Genomic DNA, 24,562 nt, shown 5'->3' on the forward strand with positions numbered 1-24,562 from the left:
CGCGAACCATGGCCAGTTTTTGCTCCGGGCTCCAGCGGCGCCGCCGCTCCTGGCCCAAAAGCTCCCCACTCTTGTCGTTGCTATTAGTCATAAACATAACCGTTTGCCTATCCCTTATCGTAAGGGGGAAACGGTGTCCTGTCTTTCATGGGGCTCGTTCATTGGCATCGGACGCAGTGTTTCAGAGTCAGGGGGAGGAGGAATACCGCAAGTTTCAGCAAAAAAATCTTCACGTCCCGCTTCCTAAGGGGATAGCGTTCCCCTTCATCAAGCGCTTACTGTCAGTGAATGACCTTAGCGTCGATCCTACGGATCCGCTCGTCGAGGTAATACTTCTTTCGCGCAATGATCCCGACACTGGGCTGCGTGTACTGAAGACTATCGAGCACTACGAGCTTGGGATGACAAGGGCGATTTTCATGCAGGGAAAATCTCCTTATGAATACATACCAGCACTGAATATCGCTTTATTTTTGTCGGGTGACAAAAAAGACGTGGAAGCGGCTATCAGGGCCGGGTACCCGGCTGGCCAGGTGCTCGATTCAAAATTTGAAGACGACGAGACTGATAAAACCCTACGCATCGCATTCGACTTTGACGGCGTACTCGCCGGCGATGAGTCCGAAACAATCATGCAGGCCTCTGGATTGTCTGAGTTCCATGCGCACGAAGTGAAGAACGTCATGCAGCCCCATAACCCCGGGCCGCTGAAGGAATTCATGGTGCGGATATCCAAAATCCAGTCGGTCGAGGAGAAGCACAAAAAGCTCAATCCTAAATACGAAAACCGCATACGCGTCTCGATCGTCACAGCCCGCAATGCTCCGTCTCATGAGCGTGCGATGAATACACTCAAGAGTTGGGGGGTCATGGCCAATGACGCATTCTTCTTAGGTGGTATCGAGAAAGGAAAAATTTTAGGTGTATTGAAACCACACATCTTCTTCGATGACCAATCAGGGCACCTTAAATCGACTAGCGCAGTTGCTCCATCCGTGCACATTCCTTTCGGCATCACCAACCATGTCTCTACTGTGGATGCGATAGAGCCTGAAGCGGATCAGGTCCAGCAGGTGGTGTAAAACGGTGGCTTGAGCGCGTAGTACCACAGGAATTCGTATTGGTCCTGTGCTGCGAAAAACCGATAACACGGCCTATACCTGGCACCGAAGCCCTTGCAATCGTCAGTCCGTCAGCAACCCAAACGTATCGCCTTGCCTGCCGAATTTCCGCGCACGCTGATTCATCACGAACCTGAAAACACTCAATGCCAATGCGGCTGCGCCCTCAAGCGCATCGGCGAGGATGTAAGCGAGAAACTCGACTACACGCCTGGCGTGTTCAGCGTTGAAAGGCACGTTCGGGGTAAGTGGGTTTGCGATGAGTGCGAAACACTGACCCAGGCCCCGGTGCCAGCCCAGGTCATCGACAAAGGTATCCCAACGGCAGGCTTGTTGGCCCAGGGGATAGTCGCGAAATACGCCGATCACTACATCGCGGCCTCATGTGAAGTTGAACGCGAAGTCTGTGATTTAGAACCGGACGTCCGACGACGAATACGTCAGGAAAAAGCAGCGCCGCTGATGGATGCGTTTCATACCTGGATGACCGCCCAGCGCGAGCAATCGCAAATACGGTTTCTGACATAGTACCAAGGTAACCGTCCGGCCAGTACCCTCTCCTGATAGCCCTCTAAATTAGCCAATATAGTGGACACCATTTTTTAGTGGACACTATCTTGGATACAGTTGCCCCAGCCCGTCGAGCCGGTCGCCGCCCCAACTTTCCGCTGGGCTTTAAACGCCAAGTCGTCGAGGCCTCCTTTCAGCCCGGGGCCTCCGTGTCGTTGATCGCTCGCGAACATGACGTCAATGCCAACCTAGTTTTTCGCTGGCGGCAGCAGTACCAAGAAGGGCTGTTCGGCCCGGTCAGCCAGAGTGCAACTCTTTTGCCCGTCCAGGTGATCGAGGCGCCAATGGATCTGCCGCAAGTCGTCCAGCCACAGGCAGAGTGTTATTCCGAGATCGCAGTTGAGGTAGGAAAAGCCAAGCTGCGCCTCACGGGCACGCCAGATCCGCAGACGCTGCAACTCGTCTTGCAACAGTTATTGCGATGATTGCCCCACCCGCTCGAACCCGTATCTGGATAGCCGCTGGCGTCACGGACATGCGCCGTGGCTTCGATGGATTGGCGGCCTTGGTGCAGACTCAACTGGAAGCCGATCCCTTCTCCGGTCAGATCTTCGCCTTTCGCGGACGACGCGGTGACCGGATCAAATTGTTGTGGTGGGATGGCGACGGCTTGTGTCTATTTTGCAAACGGTTGGAACAAGGCCGCTTCGTCTGGCCGCAAGCAACCAGCGGCAGCGTGTCGCTGACGGCTGCGCAGTTATCGATGCTGTTGGAAGGCATTGATTGGCGCAGGCCAATTCGTACAGCACCCGTCCTCGCGGTCTGACTTGCCGCGCTGAAAAAAGCCCCAGTAACATGCGGTCATGACTCTCGTGACCGACTCCCTGCCGAACGATCTTCAAGCCTTGAAGACTCTGGTCTCTGCCCAGCGGGCAGAGATTGAGCGCTTGAAAATGATGATCGCCAAGCTGCGTCGTACGCAGTTCGGTCGCAGCTGCGAGCAACTGGACGCGATGATCGATCAACTTCAGTTGAGCCTTGAAGAGCTGCAAGTCAGCCAAGCCGAAATGACACCGCCAGTCGAACCGGCACCTCGCGCAGTTTCGCGCCGCAAACCATTGCCCGAACACCTGCCTTGAGAAACTCACGTGCATCAGCCCGAGTCGCAATGCACGGGCTGCGGTGGGAAGCTTCGCTATTTGGGTGAGGATGCGTCCGAAGTGCTGGAGTACGTTCCGGCACGTTTCAGAGTGATCCGCCATGTTCGCCCCAAGTGGGTCTGCCGCTGCTGCGAGCACATCGCCCAGGTGCCTGCGCCAAGTCGACCAATAGCCCGAGGCCTTGCAGGCCCGGGGTTGTTGGCCCATGTGCTGGTCTCCAAGTTTGTCGATCATCTGCCGCTGTACCGGCAGTCCGAGATCTACGCCCGTGAGGGCGTGGAGCTGGAGCGCTCAACCCTGGCCGACTGGGTCGGCCAGAGCAGCCAGTTGCTGCGACCACTGATCAACGCCCTTGAGCACCACGTCATGAGTGGTCACAAAGTCCATGCCGACGACACGCCGATTGGCGTGCTCGCGCCGGGCAACGGCAAGACCAAAACGGCTCGCCTGTGGACATACGTGCGCGACGACCGACCTGCGGGTGACTCGACACCGGCGGCGGTCTGGTTTGCCTACTCGCCGGATCGCAAGGGGCAACATCCGCGTGCTCATCTCAAGAGTTTCAGCGGGATCTTGCAGGCTGACGGCTACGCCGGTTTTGCTCAGCTGTATGCCACGGGCACTATTGAGGAAGCCGCGTGTTGGGCTCATGCCCGCCGCAAGTTTTACGACGTCTACAAAGACCTGGCTTCACCCCTTGCCGCCGAGGCACTGCAACGGATTGCGGCTTTGTATGCCATCGAAAGCGAGATTCGAGGGCAACCGCCCGACCAACGAAAAGCGGTTCGGCAAAGCCGGGCCAGTCCGCTGCTGGAACACCTGCACGCATGGCTTAATCAGACGCTGACTCAACTGTCGAAAAAGTCGGCATTGGGCGGTGCAATCCTCTATGCCCTCAACCGGTGGCAGGCCTTAATGCGCTACTGCGATGACGACCGAATCGAAATCGACAACAATGCCGCCGAACGGGCGCTGCGCGCCGTCGCATTGGGTCGCAAAAATTACCTGTTTGCCGGTTCCGATGCCGGCGGAGAACGAGCGGCTGCGATTTACAGCCTGGTGGGTACTGCCAAGCTAAACGGGTTAAACCCACAGGCCTATCTGACCTACGTGCTTGAGCACATTGCCGAGCACCCGATCAATCGGGTGAGCGAGTTGCTGCCCTGGAACATTTCTTTGAACCACACTGAACACTGCGAGGCCGCCTGATCCATGGTTAAAACTGTCCGTTTACCCAAACCCGCCGCCGACCTGTTGCTGCTGCACATTGAGCTGAAGTGGATCACTCCGACGATCTGGCGTCGGTTCGCGGTGCCTGAAAACATCACCTTGGGCAAACTGCACCATGTCATCCAGGTCGTGATGGGCTGGAGTGATAGCCATCTGCATGAGTTTGAAATTGCCGGTGAGAATTACGGTATTCCCGATCCTGATGGCTGGGGGCCGACGGTGAACCCTGAAGCACGTAAACGCTGATCAAGGCGCTGAACGGAAAGCGCACATTCAATTATCTCTACGACTTTGGTGACAGCTGGCATCACAGTATCAAGGTCGAAAAAATGCTACCCGCTATTGCCTGTCCTCAGGTGCCGTACTGCATCGAGGGGGCCAATGCTTGCCCACCGGAAGACGTGGGTGGCGGGCCTGGTTACGAGGACTTTCTAGAGGCGATGGCCAACCCCGATCATCCAGAGCATGACGCGATGGTTGAATGGCATGGAGATGTTTTTGATCCAGCGGCATTTGAGTGCGAGCGCGTGAATCAGTGGTTTAAACGGATTAAGGTTTGAGTTGCAAGGCGGTGTAGCTCGGACGCTTACGTACCAAGGGGCTAAAGGGTGGCTTCAGTACTGGTGTATCACACTGCCTGATAGAGGAGAGCAGTGCCTCGACGATTATGTTGTTCTCCACTCCAGCGCTTGGAGCCTCCTCCGGGAACGCTTGGTACCTGTCCTACTTGTGATAAAGATGGATAGTAGTGCGTAAAGCGGTTGAGCATATGCGAAGCGTCAATGGGTTGATGTAAAGTTAATTAATAGTCGGGAGGAATGATGTTTGAGTTCGGGAAGTTGAAGGTTAAGTTAAAAGCCATGAGTTGGTCGGGGCGTTTTTATAGTTTTTCTGTCGCTGTTACAGTGCTTGGGATGTTCTTGTCAGTGCTAATGGGTGTTGCAATATTAAATAGTGCTATCTTGATTGCTTCTCTAGGGTTTGTTGTTGGCTTCATGTTTGTATGTTTACGCACCTATCGCTGGTTTATCTCTGTATGGGACAAGCCGTTTGGTAAAACCCCTATTATCCTGCTGCACTTGTTGGTGTTGCTGATATCGACAGCCATTTCAAGATGGGTTGTGGCTGAAGCCTTGGGGCTGCCACCGCAATCATTTGACATTACGGTTGGATTTCTAGTACTTGTCTTTTATATTCCTGCATGGCTGCTCTTGGGAGCCTTCGTGTTTACCCTGCTGGGGTTCCTACTTTTAATCGGCGTCGGGCTAGGAGCATTACTTTTAATCCCTCTGTCTGTTATCGCAAACCTGTTGAATATTTTCAATCTGCTGCCGTACCTGCGCAAAGCATGGAGCAAAGTTGCGCCAGCCAGGCTCAGCTTTATCGATGCACAGGGGCATTCGGTAGGCGCACTGTTGAGCGGAGTCATTCTGATTAATTTATATGGAGCGCTCATTTCTGAAGCTCGGCCGTGGATTTACTCCTCGGTCAGATTGATAGCTGTCCTCAGTGATTTTCAGCCTGCCGTTAACTATCCCGGCGTGCAAGCGGGTGAACGTGCCCATCCGTTAGATAACGGTTTTGTTGCCATAGCCAAGGAATTGGCTGATAAGAGTATTGAAATCGAAGTGAAAAAACAGATTGAAGACTTTGAGCATCCGCAAAGTCACCCTGTCATCACTCCCATCCCTTCGATGAAACAGCTGACCGATCCACTTATCCAACGCATGGATGACTATTTAACTACGTTGCCCAGGCACGGACGGCCCGGCTGACTGTTAGACGGCATTAAAGCCGGTGCGGATCTTGTCTGCCGGCACTATCGACGGGCCGGCGTAACACGTCGCGACGGCGTCGATCGGCTGCGGGGTAGACAAGCTGATATTCAAAATATGGCTCTGGTAATTGCAAATGCCGAGTGGGGTTGAAATATCCACGACTTTTGGCCTGTTAGGATGCTGTGCATTGAGTTTGGAAAAGATTCTGCTGGAAACCTTGGAAGATCTTGAGACGGTTGGAGCGTGGACGGAGGCCACTCTTTGGCTTGGGCTGGAGTGATTTCATGAGCGGATTCTTGGGTATAGGGCTGGGGGCATCCTTTTCAAACCATCCAAAGCATGCCCTCAGATGTGCCCCCAATGTAGCAATCCACTGGAAGTGAATGGAACTCCATGGTTTGTGGAAAGGCAGAAATGATCAGCTAAACAGCCTGCCCGACAACGCCTATAGACTCTCAGGATCGCCAAAAAACATCTGAATCCGCGACCTCAACCACCGCTCTCCCGGATCATTGTCCTGCGATCCGCGCCATGCCATGTGCAGTTCGAAACTGCGCACCGGCAGCGGTGGGTCCTCGGCGCGCAGGCCGCCGGCTGAGGTCAGTGCCTCGGCCGCGTAGTCGGGCACGGTGGCGAGTATGTCGGTGCCCGCCAGCAACGTGCCCAGGCCGTTGAACTGCGGCACGGCGAGCACCACATGGCGCTTGCGATCGAGCTTTTCCAGTTCTTCATCGATAAACCCGCTCAGGTCGCCGGCAAACGACACCAGGGCGTGGGGGCGGCTGCAGAAGTCGTCCAGGCTCAGGGAGCCAGGCACGCTGTCGGCGCGCAGCAATTTGGGCAGGCTGCGCCGCAAAACCTTGCGCTTGGCGTTGGCGGGCAGGTCGGCGGTGTAGCTGACACCGATGGAAATTTCGCCGGAGGCCAGCAGGCCTGGCATCAGGATGTAATTGACGCGGCGCACCACCAGCACGATGCCGGGGGCTTCGGCGCGCAGGCGTTTGAGCAGTTGGGGGAGCAGGGCGAATTCGACGTCGTCGGACAGGCCGATACGGAACACGGCAGTGCTGGTGGCCGGGTCGAATTCGGCGGCGCGGCTGACGGCGGTGGAGATCGAGTCCAGGGCCGGGGAGAGCAGGGCGAAGATCTCGACCGCGCGGGCCGAGGGCTCCATGCTGCGGCCGGTGCGCACGAACAGCGGGTCGTCGAACAGGCCGCGCAGGCGCGAGAGCGCGGCGCTGATGGCGGGCTGGCCGAGGAACAGTTTCTCGGCAGCGCGGGTCACGCTGCGCTCATGCATCAAGGTTTCGAATACGATCAAGAGGTTAAGGTCGACACGACGCAGGTCGTTACGGTTCATCTTGTGTCCTGGAAGAGTCTGCAAACTTGACGAGAGCGGCCCTGTGTAAACAATGACCGGCATGAATCTTACGGGGAAAGACTGATACTCTGCACAAGATTATTGAGTTTTCCTACGAAAGCTGAGGTCTGTAGCTTAGTCGCGGAATCAATGACAGGCATGTCGACTATTAATGGCGACCGGTGGCCTTACCCCCAAAGCCCAGATAAAGTTCATGGCATTAGAGGTTACTTTGACGAGGTTTGCGATGTCCCGCACGATCCGTTTTCACAAGTTTGGTCCGGCCGAGGTGCTCAAATGCGAAGAGCATGCAGCCGCGCAGCCCGCACCGGGCGAAGTGCAGGTGCGTGTCGAGGCCATTGGCGTCAGTTGGTATGACATTCTGTGGCGCCAGAACCTGGCGTCTTCCCATGCACGCCTGCCGTCCGGTCTGGGCCATGAAATGGCCGGCGTGGTGGTCGCCCTTGGCGATGGCGTGGATGACTTGGCGGTGGGCGACAAAGTGGCCAGCTTTCCGGCCGAGAGCCCTAATGATTACCCGGTGTATGGCGAGCAGATCATCCTGCCCCGCTCGGCACTGACCCGTTACCCGGATGTGCTGAGCCCGATTGAAGCCAGTGTGCACTACACGCCGCTGCTGATCGCCTACTTCGCCTACATGGATCTGGCGCGGGTCAAACCCGGCCAGTTTGCGCTGGTCACCGACGCCAGCCATTGCGCCGGCCCGTCCTTCGTGCAACTGGGCAAGGCCTTGGGGGTGCGGGTGATTGCGGCGACCAAAGACAGCGCCGAGCGTGATTACCTGATGTCCCTCGGGGCGGAAAAGGTCATTGTCACCGAGGAGCAGGACCTGCTGATGCAAATCAACAAGTTCACCGACAATCGCGGCGTCGACGTGGTATTCGATGGCCTCGGCGGCCCACAGATGTCGTTGCTTGGCGATGTGCTGGCACCGCGCGGCAGCCTGGTGCTCTATGGTCTGCAGGGCGGTAATCAGACGCCGTTTCCGGCTTGTGCGGCGTTCCAGAAGAACATTCAATTCTTTGTGCACTGCATTGGCAATTTCACCGGCAAACCGGAGTTGGGCATTATCCAGGACCAGGTTGCCATGCAGCGTGCATTGCGTGATATCAACCAGTTGACCGCCGACCGTGTGCTGGTACCGCTGAAAACCACGGTGTTTGCCTTTGACCAGTTCGTTGAAGCGCACCGTTATATGGATGAATGCCCGTGCCGTGAGCGGGTGGCGCTGCAAGTTTAAGCTGTTTCGTGTGTAGGAACATTCGTAAACGACTGTTCCGAGCCCTCGGCGTATGGGACAAAAGCGCCATTTGACAGGGCTTAACCCGCGCGCTTTCCAATGCGCGCAACCGTCCCTCAGTCCCGTAAACGATACCTTTGCCCCGGACGCCGCCCTGAATTTCAGCGCGGCGTTGTCGTGTGTGGGTGATCCACTTGACGTCTGATCCTGAACTGAACTGGTTTTCGGCCGGCTTCTGTATCTGTTAATCATTATTCCAGCCTTGATAATTGTGTTCTTACTTCAACTCAAGGACCGAGTAATGATTGATGCACTGATACGCCGGCGGGTACTTACTGCGGTTTTTAATAGTGCGGCATTTGCGGCGGACTCAGGTCTTGCACGCTTCCCTGCTGACGCTCAATCAACTGACATTCATGGAGCAGTGTCTGGCAAATTTAATTTGTCGGATGGATCTTTTAATTCGGGGTTAAAGGAATGTAGGAGATTGTCTGAATATTCCTAGGAGAGTCATCAGCACCGGCGTGAGCCGCGGGCATGCGGGCGTTCGAGGCCATGGAGGCTTGGGCGTACGTTTCGCGCAGTCAATGTCGATTTTTTACAAGGTGCTAGTGTTGGGTCACCGTCGGCACCACACCGCAAACGACTTTCCTGGCAATTCAATAGATCAAGCAACTCGGTTTGATAGTTGTTTGAAACTTATATTTCAACTCAGGTAGTAGAGCTATGAGCGCTATTCACGAACAGGCTATGACGTATGTTTACCAGCAAGTTCAGCAACGATTGATCGGGTACTTCAGTCGTGCGGAACGTACGGCGCTGCAGTTGTTGATCCAGCGTATTGTCGTGGCGGCAGGCGGCATGGAGCATATCGGCGACTACAAGGTGCTGGTCGCCCACGGCGGCGGTGAGGTCAGCAGCTACACGTTGGCGATGCTGCGTGCTGCGCAATTGAGTATCGCCGGGCGATCACCGATGACGTTCCAACTGCGGGTGGCGACGCTGCGCCATGCCGGCATGACCCAGCGCACACTCGATACCATCCACAATGGTTACAGCCGCCTGTTTTTCCATGACGATGACCGCGTTGAATTGCTGATGGTGGAAAACCATGAGGTACTGCCATTCAATCATCAGCGCCCGGTATCGACCCAGGGCTGTGAAGCGGCACAACGCAACCGGTTGATGGTCGGTCACCTGAGCTGCGGCGATATCTGCGCAACCTTGTGCAACGACACCTATCTGGCCCTGGGGGATTTCTATCAGCGTGTCACCGCGTGGGACGGCGGCGTGCACGTGCTGGTCAGTGGCGATTCTGCGCGCAAGCAGAGCCAACTGCTGGCCTGGCTGAAAAAAGCCGCTCAGGCGGGTTCGGACAAGGGCCGCACCGACAGGGCCCTGTCTCTGGACCGCCTGTTCGCGCGCATGGACCAATGGAGCGAGGATTTCTATCGCGACCTGTATGGCGAGCATTATCAGGCCAGGGCCGACATCAGCGCCGGCGGTTACCGTCCCCTGGCGTATATCGGTTTCGCCGACCTGCTCGAAGGCATAGACCCGGCCAGCGCACCGTTGCTGACCGAGTTCATGGCGTATACCCCAGACCCCTTGGGGTTTCATTTCAGCCACCCGGCGTTTGCCAATCCCTTGTTGATGGCCCATCTGCGCGGCCTGAAAGCTGAATGCCTGCGCGAATTACCGTATGGGGAAGGTGTTGAAGAGTTTCTGTTGCTGGCGCAGGAGCAGCTCGATCATGTGCAGATTCCGCTGGAACTGCTGGCCCAGGCCGGCAGCAGTGAAGGGCGCGCCGCGGCCACCGCCTGTGCCCGGCAGTTTTTCGGGCTGGATGAAAGTCAGATGATCTGCCTGATGTTTTCGCCCTTCATCCATCATGGTGAACGGCTGGAAAGCTACCTGCGCCAGTGCCATCCCGGCATGCTCGTGGCATTGCCCGAACTGCACAAGGTGCTGCAGGGCAAGCCGGCCGCCGAGATGCTGCAACAGTGGGTGACGGTTGCCAGCGGTTTGCCGCTGCCCTTGCTTCAGCATCTGTATCGTCAGCGGCCAATGACCCTGCTGCCGGCCAGCAGTGCGCGCAAGCACACCCTTGAGCGCGACCTGACCTCTCATGACATGGCTCGGCAGCTGTCCGCTCGATGACGTTGCGTGGCGCGCGACAAGCGGACTTCGCCTACCAGGCGGTGTATCGCTACATGATCAATCTGATCAACGAGGTGAGTACCGATACGCGAGTGAAGCTGCCGTCGCTGCGCGAGCTGTCCCAGCGCCTGAATGTCTCGATCTCCACCATCCAGTATGCCTATTCGCTGCTGGAGAAAGAGGGCCGGGTGTACTCGGTGGCCAAGTCGGGGTATTACGCCTGGCCCCTTGCCGACAGCGCTGCGACATGTGCCAGTGGGGACTTGCTCGAACGTCTGTACGTGGCGGCGCGACGCCCGGCCATGGCGGTGCTCAGCGGTGATGAACCGGCGCTACTGGCCAATCTGGACGATACCTTGCTGCGCCTGGAGCGCGAGCTGGTGCGCCAGTATCCGCGTCAGTCGCAGCACAGTTCCCAGTCGTGCGGCGTATGGGAGCTGCGCGCGGCGCTGGCGGCGCGCTACACCTCATCACCCACGCGCTGCTGGCACGCGGACGATGTGTATGTGGGTGCTGACCTGCGTGGCGTGCTCGACATCCTCATCGAGGTGCTGGGGTTGCGCGGTGCCACGGTGTTGGTCGAGTCGCCCTGTGACTGGTTGATCCTGCGTCTGCTGCAGGATGCCGGCGTGCGAGTGATCGAACTGCCCTGGGTGCACGCGGGTCGCCTTGATCTGGGGGCGCTCGAACGCGCCCTGCGCGAGGAATCCGTGCAACTGCTGTTGATGTCATCGTCGGTGAGTCTGCCGGCAGGGGTGGCCGTGCAACCTCAGGACCGCCTGGAGCTGGCCCAGTTGCTGGACCATTACGGTTGCTGGCTGTTGGAAAACGACCTGTATGGCGAATTGAGCTTTGTGCCGACTCAGGGCCCGCTGCGTGACCTGGTCAACCCCGAGCGGCTGATCGTGTTTTCCTCGTTCGAGAAAATCCTCGGGCCGGAAGCGCCTTACGGTTATGTGCTGTCGCGGCACATGAGCAGCGACCTGCAGCGCCAGTTCCTGCTGCGCTCGTTTCGGTTATCGGCGATTCGCCAGCGGGCGATTGCGCGGTTGTACCAAAGCGGTCGCATCGACCTGCACCTGCGTAGCCTGCGCACGTTATTGCGCGAGCAGGCCAGCGCCATGGGTGAACTGCTCGATCAGCATCTGGGAGGTCTGGTGACGTACCGGATGCCGGTCGGCGGCGCGACATTCTGGCTGGAGTCGGCCAAAGCGGTGGATATGCGCCAGGTGTTCCAGTATCTGCTGGCGCGCGCCGTCGTTATTGCGCCCGGCGAGCTGTTCAGTGTCAGCGGTTTGCATCATCAACACCTGCGTCTGAGCCATACCTTCCACGGTCTGCCCAATCTGGACAACGCCCTGGCTGCGCTGGGCGAGGCACTGCGCCAGGGGCAGAGCGTCTAGCTGTATGAAATTTCTCCCCATCAAGTAGGATCGATACCGTCGCGCGGTAGTCCAAGTGCCAGTAAACTGCTTTTTTCCGACTTCTTCTTTTCGAGGTTCATGCATGACAATCAGTCCTTTTGCGGGCAAACCGGCGCCGGCTCAGTTGCTGGTGGATATCCCGCGACTGGTCACGGCCTATTACACCGGCCAGCCTGATGCAGCGATCTCCACCCAGCGCGTGGCGTTTGGTACGTCCGGGCACCGTGGCAATTCCTTCGAGCTGAGCTTCAACGAATGGCATGTGCTCGCCATCAGCCAGGCGATCTGCCTGTACCGTGAAGCCCAGGGCATCAATGGCCCGCTGTTTGTCGGCCTGGATACCCACGCACTGTCGACCCCGGCCGGCGCCAGCGCGCTGGAAGTGCTTGCCGCCAATGGCGTGCACGTCATGCTCGCCGAGGGTGACGAATACACCCCGACGCCAGCGATTTCCCACGCCATCATCTGCTACAACCGCGGCCGCACCAGCGGCTTGGCGGACGGGATCGTCATCACGCCGTCCCATAACCCGCCGCAAAGCGGCGGTTACAAATACAACCCGCCCAATGGCGGGCCGGCCGATACCCACGTCACCAAATGGATCGAAGCCAAAGCCAACGAGCTGCTGGCCAACCAGTTGGCCGGGGTCAAGCGCATGACCCACGCCCAGGCGCTCAAGGCGGACACCACCCATCGCCATGACTACCTCAACACCTACGTGGCGGACCTGATCAATGTGATCGACATGGATGCCATCCGCAGCGCCGATCTGCGCCTGGGCGTCGACCCGCTGGGTGGAGCAGGGGTGCGTTACTGGTCGGCGATTGCCGAGCATTACCGCCTGAATCTTGAGGTGGTGAACACCGAAGTCGATTCGACCTTCCGCTTCATGAGCGTCGACTGGGACGGCCAGATCCGCATGGACCCGTCCTCCAGCTATGCCATGCAAGGCCTGATCGGGCTCAAGGAACGCTTCGACGTGGCCTTCGCCTGCGACCCGGACCACGACCGCCACGGTATCGTTACCCCGTCCGGCGGATTGCTGGCGCCGAACAACTACCTGGCGGTGTCGATTGACTACTTGTTCCAGAACCGTCCCGACTGGCGCGCCGATGCGGCCGTGGGCAAGACGGTGGTCAGCAGCGGCTTGATTGACCGCGTGGCGGCAAACATCGGCCGTCGCCTGTATGAAGTGCCGGTGGGCTTCAAGTGGTTTGCCGATGGCTTGTTCGACGGCTCGCTGGGCTTTGGCGGCGAAGAAAGCGCCGGTGCATCGTTCCTGCGCAAGGACGGCACGGTGTGGAGCACCGACAAGGACGGTCTGATCCCGGCCTTGCTGGCGGCCGAGATGACCTCGCGCAAAGGTCAGGATCCGAGCCAGATCTACCGTGGCCTCACCGATGCGCTGGGCGAGCCGTTTGCCATTCGCGTCGACGCCAAGGCCACCCCGGCGCAGAAAGCCCTGCTGGGCAAGCTGTCGCCGGAGCAGGTCACGTCCACGCAACTGGCCGGGGAGAGCATCCAGCAGATCCTCAGCCATGCGCCGGGCAACAACCAGGCCATCGGTGGCTTGAAAGTGATGACCGAAAACGGCTGGTTCGCCGCACGGCCATCGGGTACCGAGGATATCTACAAGATCTACGCCGAGAGTTTTATCGGCGAAGATCACCTCAAGCAACTGGTGGAAGAAGCGCAAGTGCTGGTTGACGGCGCTATTTCTCAATAACCGCCCTGTGTAGAGCGGGCTTATTGTGGCGAGCGGGCTTGCCCCGCGTTGGGGTGCGAAGCGCCCCCAATCAAGGGAAACGCGGTATACCTGACACTGCGCAGAGCATGGTCTTGGGGCTGCTGCGCAGCCCAACGCAGGACAAGCCTGCTCGCCACCGGGTATGCGGCTGTCCGATATTTGTAAATCAGGCCAGGTCGACCAGCACGATCTCGCTGTCTTCAATCGCGGTCACCCGCAGCACCCGCTCATCCTCCACCGCCACGCCGTCGCGAGCCTGCGCGCGCAGGCCATTGACCTCAATAACCCCCGTGGCCGGCACCAGGTAGGCTCGGCGTCCACCGTCCAGGCGGTATTCGGCACTTTCCCCGGCTTTCAGGTTGGCCGCCGCCAGTCGCGCATCGGCGCGAATGCGCAGGCTTTCGCTGTCGCCGCGCTTGCCACTGGCCAGGGTCACGAAGCCCTCGCGACCATCCTGCGGAAACGGCTTGGCGCCCCATGACGGCGGCAGCCCGGCTTCATTGGGAATGATCCAGATCTGGAAAATCTTCGTCGGTGCGGCTTCCAGGTTGTATTCGCTATGGGCAATCCCGGTGCCTGCGCTCATCACCTGCACGTCACCGGCTTCGGTGCGGCCCTTGTTGCCCAGGTTGTCGGCATGGCTGATGGCACCCTCGCGCACATAGGTGATGATTTCCATGTCCCGGTGCGAATGCTGCGGGAAGCCGGTGCCCGGCGCGATGATGTCGTCGTTCCACACGCGCAGGTTGCCCCAGTGCATGCGCTTTGGATCGTGGTATTCGGCAAACGAAAAGTGATGATGGGCGTCGAGCCAGCCGTGATGAGCGCCGCCCAGGGAAGTGAAAGGTCGAAGTTCAAGCATGATCGTCTCCTCTGAATGGGCTCTATCATCCTTGAGCGGTTGATCGGTAAAAAGCGTAAAAAATGCCTGATTCCTATCAACCGATTAGATGGATTAACCGGGTTTTGACTTTCACTTCGTCGCCTAACTGCATGACGGCAAAGCAATTGGCTGGCACTGAACAGCGATTCCGGCGACCATGGCCCATTCGCCAGAATCAACATCCTCGCCGGAGTTCGCGTGCCGCAGCAAAAGCCCGATTTGCCCCCTGATCTGCTTCCGCTGGCAGAAATGCCCTTGTTCAAACGCCTCGCTGCACGCCTGTTTGGCCATGGCCTCACGCGGCTGCGTGCGCAGCACCGGTTCTCCTGGCTGCATGGCCAGGCCGACGGGTTTCGCAGCGGGCATGAGGCGGGCGTGGAGTACGGTTACCGCGAGGGCATGGCCGAGGGTATCGAGCAAGGGCGCCAAGTGCTGCTGATTCGTGATTTCCGCCCGGACGAGCACCGCGCGCCCGGAGTGGACGACAGCCTGTTCGACGATTGGCGCCTGCCGCTCACCGCCGAGATCAAAAAGCGCATCAAGGCCGATGTGGCGCGCCTGCTGCCCGCCCATGCCCAGCCCAGCACCGCGCAGTGGAAGATGATCTTCAGCGATACGCCGTCCACCTCGGTGATTGCCGGTGCCGGAGCCGGTAAATCCACCTCGCTGGTGTTGCGCATCCTGCTGCTCACCCATTACCTGGGCTTTGAACTCAGCTCGATGACCGTGGTGACCTTTACCCGTGAGTCGCGCAAGGACTTCGTCAACAAGCTGATGGACATTCTTGGCCTGTGGGGCCAACCCCTTGGCGTGAAAGAAGCGCAGGCCGTGGTGCGCACCTTTCACTCGCGCATTCTGCCGATGGTGCGCAGCCTGCCGGGGTTTGAGCGCCTGCAGGCGTTCGAAAACCTCAGTGCCGGCTTCGAGGACGCTGACAGCAACCCCTTCGACCTGCGCATCAACGACGCCCAGCGCCAGCAGATGAACGCCTGCTACCACCGGCTGCACGGTCGCCACGCGCGGTTTCGCGAATTGATCGCGCCGCTGGCCCGTCATGGCCTGCAGCTCAAGGAACTGGAGCGCGACCACCCGGACGTGCAGAAACGCATTGCGGTGACGGAGTTGGCGGCCAAGCGTGATGAAGAACTGTGCGATTTGATCGAGGACCTGTGGTTTCGCGCGGGTGCCTGGCCGATCAAGGGCATCGAGCCCAGCCGTCAGACGTTTGAAATCAACGGCGCCACGTTCCATTGTCACGGCTATGCGCCTGAGCTGGACGCCTGGGTTGTGCTGGGCTTCGATTCGCGGGAAAACCCGCAGATCAGCCGGCCCAACGCCAAGTTGTCGGTGCGTGCGGAGTGGGCGGTAAAGCGCACCCTGTTTCAAGCTTTCTGCCGCAAGCCATTGATTTGGCTGGATAGCTACGAATCATCAAGACGACTTTTGAGCAGCCTGGCCGGTGAGGCTACAGCTGGACCCGGCTTCGATTACAAGGTCAAGGGCGAGCTGGCCTCGGCGCCATTGCTGGACTGTTTCGTCACCGCGGCGGGCTTTATCGAGAACCTCGGCCTGGACGTGCCCACCGCCGTTGGCCAGATGACCTTCGCCAGGGATGACCCCGACCGCTTGTTCTTTGAGGCACTAAGCATTTTCTGGAAAGACCTGGAAGAACACCTGCTCGAACAATCGCCGCCAATCATGACCTATAACCGCATGTTCTCGCTGTTTGGCGAGAACATGCCGGAAAACCTCAAGTTGCTCAGCGACGCGCTGTTGCGGCCGCTATCGCACCTGATGATCGATGAATTCCAGGACGTGTCGCCGCAGATCGTCTCGTGGATCCGCGCCAGCCTGCGCGAAATCCGCAGCCGCGGCCCGGCCATGCATGTGGGGCGCGGCGCGCAGCGTTCTTCGTTGCTGTGCGTGGGTGATGACTGGCAGTCTATCTACGGCTGGCGCGGCAGTTCGCCCAAGTACTTCATGGAATTCAACACCGAGTTCCCGTCGCCCGGCACCACTCGGGTGATGCTGGGCGAGAACTACCGCAGCCATCAGCACATCATCGATGCCGCCGAGCATATCGTGCGCGCCGCGCCGGCTATTCCCGGCAAGAAAGCCAAAGCCAGTGGCGCGCCCAAGGCGCTGGTGCCCGTACACGTCGTGGCCCGCGACGATGCTGCATTGGGCCAGCAGCTACAGGCGCACTATCAGCAGGGTGACTCGGTATTAATGCTGTATCGAAAAAGCAGCGATAAGCTATTGATTCAGGATCATATTCAGGCGGTAGTTAATGCTGATTCGAGCTTGCCGGCACCCGCGCGCAGGTTGAAACAGCTGACGTATCACAGCGCCAAGGGGCTGCAAGCGGATGCAGTCTTTCTGTTGGGCGATTGTCAGCACGTCACCAGTTCGCCTTACAAGAACCAGGTGTACCGCATGGCAGGCCTGGGCAAGGCAGGCGACAACGAGCCCTATGACACGGCGCAAAAAGATGAAGTGCTGCGCCTGGCGTATGTCGGCATCACCCGGGCTGTCAGTCATTGCTACTGGTACGTGGAAAAGCCCGAAGGCGCGGCGGTGAATGTGCCGAGGGCATCCGAGCGGGTAGACGGCAAAAAGGCGTTTTTCGATGATCAGCGGATTTGAAAGTAAGCTGGTCAATGTGGGAGGGGGCAAGCCCCTCCCACCTGTTCACGCCCGTAAAGACTGTGGCGGCACAAACGACGCCAGCTCATCCTCGATCGCTTCGATGATGCGCTCTACATCGGCAGCGTTCATCACCGAGGCGCAGGGAATGCCGGCAATCGCAATCAGCGTCTCGCCGCTTGCGCGGTCGAACAGGCGGGCGACCATGCTGCCGGGCGCGTCCATGCTGCCCTCGAAGCCGGTTGGATGAAAATGCCAGCGCATCAGTTGACAGGCATTCGGGAACGTTACTTTGTTCATGTTGCCCACCTTGTTCATTGAGCACTTCCTTTAGCTCGCGGCAGGAGCCATAACTCTCTGTGGTCATGGCGCAGAAGCTTAAAAATAGCATCCGTTTGCGGTGGCCAGGTGAGATTTTTCGCGCCGTTGGGCGGTTCTTCACCTTCGCATTGACCTGGGTCATGCAACGCACGCCGGGTCAGGTCTCCAGGCAGGTCCAGCACGTAAAACCGACTCAGGTAACGGGTTAAGTTATTTGTCCCGGTAATAGGGGGCAATCGTCACGATAAATAATAAGTAGTGGCTCTTTAATGTTGCCAATGACACCGTGACAATAATTGGATCCATTATTTTCCTGTGCACTGTAAGTTGATGCCCGTGCCAGCTATTTAATATTTAAATAACAGCGCGGTGTATTTTGTAGGACAAAAAACCACGTCCCCCCATAAACATTGCCCGTTATTTGGGCAGGATGAATCTTCTGCACATTCTGATTGCAGAAATAGATGTAGACGAAAGATTTCAAGTTGTGTCAGTTTTCTTACGCCTTCAAAAGAGGCGAGTGATAGGACGATCTCGCCCGCGAGGTTCCTATCGACCCAAGACTGATGCACTTGCAAACAAGGAAGTACGTTTATGTCAAAAGTAAAAGACAAAGCTATTGTCTCTGCCGCTCAGGCCAGCACCGCCTACTCGCAAATCGATAGCTTCAGCCATTTGTATGACCGTGGCGGCAACCTCACGGTCAACGGCAAACCGTCCTACACCGTGGACCAGGCAGCGACCCAGCTGCTGCGGGACGGCGCGGCATACCGCGACGCCGATGGCAACGGCAAGATCGATCTCACCTACACCTTCCTGACCTCGGCCACCACGAGCACCCTGAATAAACACGGGATCTCGGGTTTCAGCCAGTTCAGCGCCCAGCAGAAAGCACAGGCAGCGCTCGCCATGCAATCCTGGGCGGACGTGGCCAAGGTCACCTTCACCGAGAAGGCCAGCGGCGGTGACGGCCACATGACCTTCGGTAACTACAGTGGCGGCCAGGATGGCGCAGCGGCCTTCGCCTACCTGCCCGGCACCGGCGCAGGCTACGACGGCACCTCGTGGTACTTGACCAACAGCAGCTACACGCAGAACAAGACGCCGGACCTGAACAATTACGGACGGCAGACCCTGACCCATGAGATCGGCCACACCCTGGGCCTGGCGCATCCTGGCGACTACAACGCCGGAAACGGCAACCCGTCCTACAAAGACGCGACCTACGGACAGGACACGCGTGGCTACAGCCTGATGAGCTACTGGAGCGAGAGCAACACCAATCAGAACTTCAGCAAAGGCGGGGTTGAAGCCTATGCCTCCGGCCCGCTGATCGACGATATCGCGGCGATCCAGAAGCTCTACGGTGCCAACTTCGCCACCCGCGCGACCGACACCACCTACGGCTTCAACTCCAACACCGGGCGTGATTTCCTCAGCGCAACCTCCAACGCCGACAAACTGGTGTTCTCGGTTTGGGACGGTGGCGGCAACGATACCCTGGACTTCTCCGGGTTCACCCAGAACCAGAAGATCAACCTCAATGAGACCTCGTTCTCTGACGTTGGCGGCCTGGTGGGCAACGTGTCCATTGCCAAGGGCGTGACCCTCGAGAACGCGTTCGGTGGGGCGGGTAACGACCTGATCATCGGCAACAATGCCGCCAACCTCATCAAGGGCGGGGCCGGCAACGACCTCATCTACGGCGGTGGCGGTGCCGATCAGTTGTGGGGCGGCGCGGGCAATGACACCTTCGTGTTCGGCGCCAGTTCCGATTCCCGGCCAGGGGCTGCGGACAAGATCTTCGACTTCACCAGCGGTGTGGACAAGATCGACCTGTCCGGCATTACCAAAGGCGCGGGCCTGAGCTTCGTCAATGCGTTCTCCGGGCATGCTGGCGATGCGGTGCTGACCTACGCCTCAGGCACCAACCTGGGCACGTTGGCCGTCGACTTCGCCGGCAAGGGTGTGGCGGATTTCCTCGTCACCACCGTTGGCCAGGCCGCTGTCAGCGACATCGTGGCGTGATGCACGGGCGCGGCGCTTCGGCGCCGCGCTTGCGGGCGGGAGCGTGAAGATGCAGTGGTTTTCCAAATTGATCACCGGTGTTGTACAGGTGATGTTCGTGTCGGCAGGAGCCCACGCAATGGCGAGCAGTCTGGTTTTACCCACCCCCGCGCAGTTGGCGGGGCACTGGGAATTGAAGCAGCAGGATCAGGTATGCAGCCTGGAATTACTGGAGCAGGCCAACGCACTGGGTGGCGATGTGGCGTGTGTGGCTCGTTGGCTGGGCGACAAGCCCTTGAGCTGGACACCCACCCCGGACGGAATCTGGCTTATGAATGCCGAAGGTAGAGGTATTACCCACTTGAATCGTCAGCGCGAAGGTGAGTACGAGGGCCGCACTCGATCCGGCGGCGTTGTGGTATTGCAGCGCAAACCTTAGTTACCGTTATAAGTCTATAACTTGATTGATTAGTTGACCGGCCCTGATGAAGGGTTGCGCCAACTAGTGCGCGTAGTTTGCTTCAAGGAAGATAAGAAGATATGGCCAAGCCCCATACCGTTGCACCCTTGTTCAAGGCGCTGGGTGAATACAAGAGCATCTTGATCAGTATCGGTTGTTTCACCGCCTTGATTAACCTGTTGATGCTGGTGCCGTCGATTTACATGCTGCAAGTCTATGACCGCGTGCTGTCCTCCCAGAATGAAACCACGCTGGTGATGTTGACGCTGATGGTGGTCGGCTTCTTCGCGTTTATTGGTCTGCTCGAAGTCATTCGCAGTTTTATCGTGATCCGCATCGGCAGTCATCTGGAGCGGCGTTTCAACTTGCGCGTCTACAAGGCCGCCTTTGAACGCAACCTGCACAGCGGGCAGGGCCATGCCGGGCAATCCCTGGGTGATCTGACCCATATCCGCCAGTTCATCACCGGGCCTGCGTTGTTCGCGTTTTTCGATGCGCCATGGTTTCCCATCTACCTGTTCGTGATTTTCCTGTTCAACGTGTGGCTGGGGGTGCTGGCTACGGCCGGTGCGGTGTTGCTGATTGGCCTGGCCTGCCTCAACGAATACCTGACCAAAAAGCCGCTGGGCGAGGCCAGTGGCTTCTCCCAGCAGTCGACCCAACTGGCCACCAGCCATTTGCACAATGCCGAAACCATTCAGGCCATGGGCATGCTCGGTGCGTTGCGCACCCGTTGGTTTGCCGTGCATTCGCAATTTCTCGGCCTGCAAAACCAGGCCAGCGACACCGGTTCGGTGATCACCTCCCTGAGCAAATCCCTGCGCCTGTGCCTGCAATCGCTGGTGCTGGGGCTGGGCGCGTTGTTGGTGATCAAGGGCGATATGACCGCCGGCATGATGATCGCCGGTTCCATCCTGATGGGCCGCGTACTCAGCCCCATCGACCAGTTGATCGCGGTGTGGAAGCAGTGGAGTTCGGCCAAGTTGGCCTATCAGCGTCTTGATGAGCTGTTGCGCGCCTTCCCGCCGGAGGGCGAGCAGATGGCCTTGCCGGCGCCCAACGGTCAGGTGAGCTTCGAAGACGTCAGCGCCGGCCCGCCGGGGCTGCGTCTGGCAACGCTGCACCACGTCAGTTTCGCCCTTGGCGCCGGTGACGTGTTGGGCGTGCTGGGCGCCTCGGGTTCCGGCAAGTCCACCCTGGCGCGGGTGCTGGTGGGGGTGTGGCCGACCCTGGCCGGCACGGTGCGCCTGGACGGCGCGGATATTCACCGCTGGGACCGTGACGACCTTGGCCCGCACATCGGCTACCTGCCCCAGGACATCGAGCTGTTCAGCGGCAGCATTGCCGACAATATCGCGCGTTTTCGCGAGGCCGACCCGGCGTTGGTGGTGAAGGCGGCGCAACAGGCCGGCGTGCATGAGCTGATCCTGCGCCTGCCTCAGGGCTACGACACGGTGCTGGGGGATAACGGCGGCGGCCTGTCCGGCGGCCAGAAACAGCGGGTCGCCCTGGCCCGCGCGCTGTACGGCGGGCCGCGCCTGATCGTGCTGGATGAACCCAACTCCAACCTCGACACCGTCGGTGAAGCCGCGCTGGCCAGCGCCATCGTGCAAATGAAGGCCCAGGGCAGCAGCGTGATTCTGGTGACGCACCGTTCTTCTGTTTTGGCCCAGGCGGACAAGCTGCTGGTGCTCAACGAAGGACGCCTGCAGGCGTTCGGGCCTAGCCAGGACGTGTTGCGCGCGTTGTCCGGCCAGCAGGACGCACCGAAGGAAAAACCGGGCGTCAGTTTCAGTCGCCAGTACCAAGCCGGAAGGAATCCAGGTGCATGAGCAGTATTACGTTCGAACAACGCGACGCCCGCTTTTTCACCCGCATGGGGTGGCTGCTGACGGTAGTCGGCGCGGGAGGGTTCTTCCTCTGGGCGAGCCTGGCACCCCTCGATCAGGGCATCCCGGTGCAGGGCACGGTGGTGGTGTCCGGCAAGCGCAAGGCGGTGCAAAGCGTCAGCCCCGGCGTGGTCAGCCGGATTCTGGTGCGCGAAGGCGAGACGGTCAAACGGGGCCAGCCGCTGTTTCGGCTCGACCAGACCCGCAACCAGGCCGACGTACAGTCACTGCAGGCCCAGTACCGCATGGCCTGGGCCAGCGTGGCGCGCTGGCAGAGCGAGCGCGACAACCGAGCGGCGATCACCTTTCCCGCTGAGCTGAGCGCCAACCCCGACCCGGCGCTGGCCCTGGTACTGGAAGGCCAGCGTCAACTGTTCAGCAGCCGCCGCGAAGCCTTCGCCCGTGAACAGGCTGGCATCCGCGCCAACATCGAGGGCGCCAGCGCGCAGTTGAACGGTATGCGCCGCGCTCGCACCGACCTGACCGCCCAGGCCCAATCGCTGCGCGACCAACTGGCCAACCTGCAACCGTTGGCCGACAACGGCTACATCCCGCGCAACCGGCTAATGGACTACCAGCGCCAGCTCTCCCAGGTGCAACAGGACCTGGCGCAGAACAGCGGCGAAAGCGGCCGGGTGGAGCAGGGCATCCTTGAATCCAGGCTCAAACTGCAGCAGCACAGCGAGGAGTACCAGAAGGAGGTGCGCAGCCAGCTGGCCGACGCGCAATTGCGCAGCCTCACCCTGGAACAGCAATTGACCTCCGCCGGTTTTGACCTGCAACACAGCGAGATCAACGCGCCGGCCGATGGCATCGCGGTCAACCTCGGCGTGCACACCGAAGGCGCCGTGGTGCGGGCCGGCGAAACCCTGCTGGAAATCGTGCCCCAGGGCACGCGTCTGGAAGTGGAAGGGCACTTGCCGGTGCACCTGGTGGACAAGGTCGGCACCCACCTGCCGGTGGATATTCTGTTCACCGCCTTCAACCAGAGCCGCACCCCGCGCGTGCCGGGGGAGGTGAGCCTGATTTCCGCCGACCAGATGCTCGATGAAAAGACCGGCGCGCCGTATTACGTGCTGCGCACCACCGTCAGCGAGGCTGCGCTGGAAACACTCCACGGCCTGGTGATCAAGCCCGGCATGCCCGCCGAGATGTTCGTGCGCACCGGCGAGCGTTCGTTGCTCAATTATCTGTTCAAGCCGCTGCTGGACCGCGCCGGCTCCGCGTTGACCGAGGAATGAGCATGAAGCCCGTATGCCTCGCTTTGCTGTTGAGCTGCGCCAGTGCCCAGGCCGCGATGGGCCCGTTCGATGTGTACGAGCAGGCCCTGCGCAACGATCCGGTGTTCCTCGGCGCGATCAAGGAGCGCGACGCCGGCCTGGAAAACCGCACTATTGGCCGCGCCGGCCTGCTGCCGCGGCTGTCCTACACCTACAACAAGGGCCGCAACAACTCCGAAGCGCACCTGCCTGACGGGCGCGGCGGCAGTTATCGCGACGACCGCAACTACAACAGTTACGGCTCCACCTTCAGCCTGCAACAGCCGCTGTTCGACTATGAAGCCTATGCCAACTACCGCAAGGGCGTGGCCCAGGCGCTGTTTGCCGACGAAAGTTTTCGCGAAAAGAGCCAGGCGCTGTTGGTGCGCGTGCTGAGCTACTACACCCAGGCGCTGTTTGCCCAGGACCAGATCGACATTGCCCGCGCCAAGAAGAAAGCCTTCGAGCAGCAGTTCCAGCAGAACCAGCACCTGTTCCAGCAGGGCGAAGGCACACGCACGGACATTCTCGAAGCCGAATCCCGTTACGAATTGGCCACCGCCGAAGAAATCCAGGCGCTGGACGAACAGGACGCGTCCCTGCGCGAGCTGGGCGCGCTGATCGGCGTGCAGAGTGTCAACATCCACGACCTGGCGCCGTTGAATCAGGGTTTTGGCGCCTTCACCCTCACGCCCGCCAACTACGACACCTGGCACGAACTGGCCCTGAGCAACAACCCCACGCTCGCGTCCCAGCGCCAGTCCCTGGAAGTGGCGCGCTACGAAGTGGAGCGCAACCGCGCCGGGCACTTGCCCAAGGTCACCGCGTATGCCAGCTCGCGTCAGCAGGAGTCCGACAGCGGCAACACCTACAACCAGCGCTACGACACCAACACCATCGGCGTCGAAATCAGTGTGCCGTTGTATGCCGGCGGCGGCGTGTCGGCATCCACCCGTCAGGCCAGCCGTGCCATGGAACAGGCCGAGTACGAGCTGGAAGGCAAGACCCGCGAAACCCTGATCGAACTGCGGCGCCAGTTCAGTGCGTGCCTGTCGGGGGTGAGCAAGCTGCGCGCCTATCAAAAGGCCCTGGCGTCGGCTGAAGCGCTGGTGGTCTCGACCAAGCACAGCATCCTCGGCGGCGAGCGGGTCAACCTCGACGCGCTCAACGCCGAGCAACAGCTCTACAGCACCCGCCGCGACCTGGCCCAGGCGCGTTACGACTACCTGATGGCCTGGACCAAGTTGCATTACTACGCGGGCAATTTGCGTGACACCGACCTTGCGAAAGTGGATGAGGCCTTCGGCCCTGTGAACCAACGCCCATAACAACACACACAGGATGGC

17 protein-coding genes and 4 pseudogenes are annotated in these 24,562 nt (G+C 59.4%); 17 read left to right on the forward strand and 4 right to left on the reverse strand.

Features of this window, described 5'->3' with window-relative positions; genetic code table 11:
- The first annotated feature begins 161 nt into the window (after nucleotides 1-161).
- From TU75_RS20275 to TU75_RS20305, 7 genes and pseudogenes are all read left to right on the forward strand, one after another.
- Nucleotides 162-1,082, forward strand: a complete 921-nt coding sequence (locus TU75_RS20275; RefSeq protein ID WP_141719141.1) for a 5'-nucleotidase — start codon at nucleotides 162-164, stop codon at nucleotides 1,080-1,082.
- A gap of 105 nt (nucleotides 1,083-1,187) precedes the next feature.
- Nucleotides 1,188-1,490 (forward strand): annotated as a pseudogene (locus TU75_RS26875) (IS66 family transposase zinc-finger binding domain-containing protein); the annotation flags it as partial.
- 329 nt (nucleotides 1,491-1,819) lie between these two features.
- Nucleotides 1,820-2,116 (forward strand): annotated as a pseudogene (locus TU75_RS28655) (transposase); the annotation flags it as partial.
- Nucleotides 2,113-2,457 carry an IS66 family insertion sequence element accessory protein TnpB gene (tnpB, locus tag TU75_RS20290; protein ID WP_060549902.1) on the forward strand — a complete coding sequence of 115 codons (345 nt, stop codon included), beginning with the start codon at nucleotides 2,113-2,115 and terminating at the stop codon, nucleotides 2,455-2,457. The pseudogene TU75_RS28655 and the gene tnpB, both read left to right, overlap by 4 nt.
- Nucleotides 2,458-2,494: 37 nt before the next feature.
- Nucleotides 2,495-4,000, forward strand: a pseudogene (gene tnpC, locus TU75_RS20295) (IS66 family transposase).
- A gap of 3 nt (nucleotides 4,001-4,003) precedes the next feature.
- Nucleotides 4,004-4,581: pseudogene (locus TU75_RS20300) on the forward strand (plasmid pRiA4b ORF-3 family protein).
- Between the two features lie 261 nt (nucleotides 4,582-4,842).
- Nucleotides 4,843-5,796 carry a hypothetical protein gene (locus TU75_RS20305; protein ID WP_060549903.1) on the forward strand — a complete coding sequence of 318 codons (954 nt, stop codon included), beginning with the start codon at nucleotides 4,843-4,845 and terminating at the stop codon, nucleotides 5,794-5,796.
- A 3-nt stretch (nucleotides 5,797-5,799) separates the two neighbouring features.
- Here TU75_RS20305 and TU75_RS27445 read toward each other — a convergent pair whose 3' ends face one another.
- Nucleotides 5,800-5,958, reverse strand: a complete 159-nt coding sequence (locus tag TU75_RS27445; protein ID WP_156422789.1) for a hypothetical protein — start codon at nucleotides 5,956-5,958, stop codon at nucleotides 5,800-5,802.
- Between the two features lie 286 nt (nucleotides 5,959-6,244).
- Entirely contained in the window at nucleotides 6,245-7,159 is a 915-nt protein-coding gene (locus TU75_RS20310) for a LysR family transcriptional regulator (protein WP_003230110.1), read from the reverse strand.
- A 247-nt stretch (nucleotides 7,160-7,406) separates the two neighbouring features.
- Between TU75_RS20310 and TU75_RS20315 the strand changes: the two genes are divergently transcribed.
- The 4 genes from TU75_RS20315 to pgm all read left to right on the forward strand — a co-directional run bounded on the left by TU75_RS20315 (nucleotide 7,407) and on the right by pgm (nucleotide 13,730).
- Nucleotides 7,407-8,420: a zinc-dependent alcohol dehydrogenase family protein gene (locus tag TU75_RS20315; protein ID WP_003230112.1), complete on the forward strand. Its 1,014-nt coding sequence runs from the start codon at nucleotides 7,407-7,409 to the stop codon at nucleotides 8,418-8,420.
- A 726-nt stretch (nucleotides 8,421-9,146) separates the two neighbouring features.
- Complete coding sequence (locus TU75_RS20320) at nucleotides 9,147-10,580, forward strand: hypothetical protein (RefSeq protein ID WP_060549904.1); 1,434 nt, start codon at nucleotides 9,147-9,149, stop codon at nucleotides 10,578-10,580.
- Nucleotides 10,577-11,983 (forward strand): aminotransferase-like domain-containing protein, encoded by a 1,407-nt coding sequence (locus tag TU75_RS20325; RefSeq protein WP_003230115.1) that lies wholly within the window; start codon nucleotides 10,577-10,579, stop codon nucleotides 11,981-11,983. The genes TU75_RS20320 and TU75_RS20325 overlap by 4 nt, the downstream gene beginning before the upstream one ends.
- A 103-nt stretch (nucleotides 11,984-12,086) precedes the next feature.
- Nucleotides 12,087-13,730, forward strand: coding sequence for a phosphoglucomutase (alpha-D-glucose-1,6-bisphosphate-dependent) (gene pgm / locus TU75_RS20330; RefSeq protein WP_060549905.1), 1,644 nt, complete (start codon nucleotides 12,087-12,089; stop codon nucleotides 13,728-13,730).
- A 187-nt stretch (nucleotides 13,731-13,917) separates the two neighbouring features.
- Here the strand turns inward: pgm and TU75_RS20335 are convergent, their stop codons facing one another.
- Nucleotides 13,918-14,613 carry a pirin family protein gene (locus TU75_RS20335; RefSeq protein ID WP_060549906.1) on the reverse strand — a complete coding sequence of 232 codons (696 nt, stop codon included), beginning with the start codon at nucleotides 14,611-14,613 and terminating at the stop codon, nucleotides 13,918-13,920.
- A gap of 219 nt (nucleotides 14,614-14,832) precedes the next feature.
- On the opposite strand from TU75_RS20335, the gene TU75_RS20340 reads away from it, so the two are divergent.
- Nucleotides 14,833-17,280: a UvrD-helicase domain-containing protein gene (locus TU75_RS20340; RefSeq protein WP_060549907.1), complete on the forward strand. Its 2,448-nt coding sequence runs from the start codon at nucleotides 14,833-14,835 to the stop codon at nucleotides 17,278-17,280.
- Nucleotides 17,281-17,325: 45 nt separating this feature from the next.
- On the opposite strand, the gene TU75_RS20345 is transcribed toward TU75_RS20340, so the two are convergent.
- Complete coding sequence (locus TU75_RS20345; protein ID WP_003230123.1) at nucleotides 17,326-17,598, reverse strand: DUF1652 domain-containing protein; 273 nt, start codon at nucleotides 17,596-17,598, stop codon at nucleotides 17,326-17,328.
- Between the two features lie 597 nt (nucleotides 17,599-18,195).
- On the opposite strand from TU75_RS20345, the gene TU75_RS20350 reads away from it, so the two are divergent.
- The 5 genes from TU75_RS20350 to TU75_RS20370 all read left to right on the forward strand — a co-directional run bounded on the left by TU75_RS20350 (nucleotide 18,196) and on the right by TU75_RS20370 (nucleotide 24,544).
- Nucleotides 18,196-19,629, forward strand: a complete 1,434-nt coding sequence (locus TU75_RS20350) for a serralysin family metalloprotease (RefSeq protein ID WP_060549908.1) — start codon at nucleotides 18,196-18,198, stop codon at nucleotides 19,627-19,629.
- A gap of 49 nt (nucleotides 19,630-19,678) precedes the next feature.
- On the forward strand, nucleotides 19,679-20,047 hold the full coding sequence (locus TU75_RS20355; protein WP_060549909.1) for a protease inhibitor Inh/omp19 family protein: 369 nt from the start codon (nucleotides 19,679-19,681) through the stop codon (nucleotides 20,045-20,047).
- A 101-nt stretch (nucleotides 20,048-20,148) separates the two neighbouring features.
- The gene (locus tag TU75_RS20360; protein WP_060549910.1) at nucleotides 20,149-21,900 is read left to right on the forward strand and encodes a type I secretion system permease/ATPase; all 1,752 of its coding nucleotides are present in this window, start codon (nucleotides 20,149-20,151) and stop codon (nucleotides 21,898-21,900) included.
- Complete coding sequence (locus tag TU75_RS20365; protein WP_060549911.1) at nucleotides 21,897-23,198, forward strand: HlyD family type I secretion periplasmic adaptor subunit; 1,302 nt, start codon at nucleotides 21,897-21,899, stop codon at nucleotides 23,196-23,198. Before TU75_RS20360 ends, TU75_RS20365 begins: the two co-directional genes overlap by 4 nt.
- 2 nt (nucleotides 23,199-23,200) lie before the next feature.
- A complete protein-coding gene (locus TU75_RS20370) occupies nucleotides 23,201-24,544 on the forward strand; it encodes a TolC family outer membrane protein (RefSeq protein WP_060549912.1) in 1,344 nt (447 codons plus the stop codon).
- The last annotated feature ends 18 nt before the right edge of the window (nucleotides 24,545-24,562 follow it).

The sequence above is a fragment of the Pseudomonas poae genome, from assembly GCF_001439785.1.
GTDB lineage: Bacteria > Pseudomonadota > Gammaproteobacteria > Pseudomonadales > Pseudomonadaceae > Aquipseudomonas > Aquipseudomonas poae.